The sequence below is a fragment of the Edaphobacter aggregans DSM 19364 genome (assembly GCF_000745965.1).
Lineage (GTDB): Bacteria > Acidobacteriota > Terriglobia > Terriglobales > Acidobacteriaceae > Edaphobacter > Edaphobacter aggregans.
In genome coordinates, this window is the sequence record NZ_JQKI01000332.1 from 1 (window position 1) to 1,502 (window position 1,502).

Here is a 1,502-nt window from a genome sequence, read left to right on the forward strand (position 1 = left end):
GGCGTGCAGGAGTTCAAGGTCAACATCTCGCAGTATCCTGCCGAGTACGGTTTGTCGATGGGCGGAATGATCTCGGTCGCAACGAAGAGCGGCACCAATAGGTTCCATGGTGAAGCGTTCGAGTTGTTCCGGAACAAGTTCATGAACCGGCCGACGCAGTTTCAGACGAGCAATCCTGACTTCAATCGCAATCAGTTTGGCGGTGACATCGGCGGTCCGATTCTCAAGGATCGCACTCACTTCTACGCTGCGTTTGAACGGACGCAGACGACGGAGACCTACACCATCGCTACCGGGTCCCCGTTTTATTCGTCGAATGACGGCATCTTCAACAAGCCGAGCCACGATCAGATGCTGACCGGACGCGTGGATCACAAGCTCACCGATCGGCAGTTGCTCTTCGTGCGCTACGCCCAGGAATGGAACCTTTTGAGCTACCAGGGTTGTGGCGGCCGTACCGTTCGCAACTGTTACAACGGAGAGATTCCCCGCCGATCACTCGTCGTTGGCCACACTTATACGATCTCTCCTTCGCTGGTCAACGATATCCGCTTCCAGTACGCGTATGCGTCCTATCAGCTTGGGCCACCGAATGCGCCGATTCCGACGGACCCGACAAAGTACTCGCAGCAGGTGCTCAACAGCCTTCAGACCGCGTATGTCTTCCCCGGATTCAGCTACGGCTTTGGTTATGCCGATACGGGAGCTGAGAAGCGTTACCAGTTGCTGGACAGCATCACGTGGGTACGCGGCAGGCACACCTTCAAGGCTGGCTTCGACGTAAGTTACATCCCCTTCACCGATGGTGCGGCCAGCAACTACAACGGTACTTGGACCTTCGCCACCGACCAGACCTTCAATCCAAACGATCCGGCCACGATCGCAGCGTTGAAGAATCCTACCTCTTACACGCAGACCATTCCGTTTCTCTCGACCAGTATTCCGACGACGCCGCTTGGACTCTACGCAGAAGATGAATGGAAGGTGGCGCCCCGTCTTACATTGAATCTCGGCTTGCGTTGGGAGCGCCAGTTCGGATCATTCAACGAGCGGCTCAATTACACCCCAGCTCAGGCCGCCATCCCATATATCGGAAACAACAAAGCCCGTGGAGACAGCAACAACTTTGCTCCCCGCCTTGGGCTGGTGTGGGACATGACCGGCAAGGGACGTGACGTTGTGCGTGCCGGGTACGGCATCTATTACAACAACATTCAGACACTGCAGAACTTCTCGGAACCACGTAACCTGCTGAGCTGCTCCATCAGCATCGCGAATCCGTCTTATCCAGATCCGTTCAAGGGCCTTACTCCAACTCAGTTCTGCTCTTCGAACAAACCGACTGTGACCTTCATGGCACAGAACTTCCAGAACCCTTACGCGCAACAGTATTCAGCTGGATATTCTCGACAGCTCACCAATGAGCTTTCTATCAACATTGATGGGCTGTACAGCTATAGTCTGCGAGATTACCGTACGAGCGACCTGAACTACGCGGTTGC

1 protein-coding gene is annotated in these 1,502 nt (G+C 55.1%); it reads left to right on the forward strand.

From position 1 onward, the window contains the following. Window positions 1-1,502, forward strand: a 1,502-nt coding sequence (locus Q363_RS42525; protein ID WP_035358750.1) for a TonB-dependent receptor domain-containing protein, incomplete at both ends; no start/stop codon positions are given.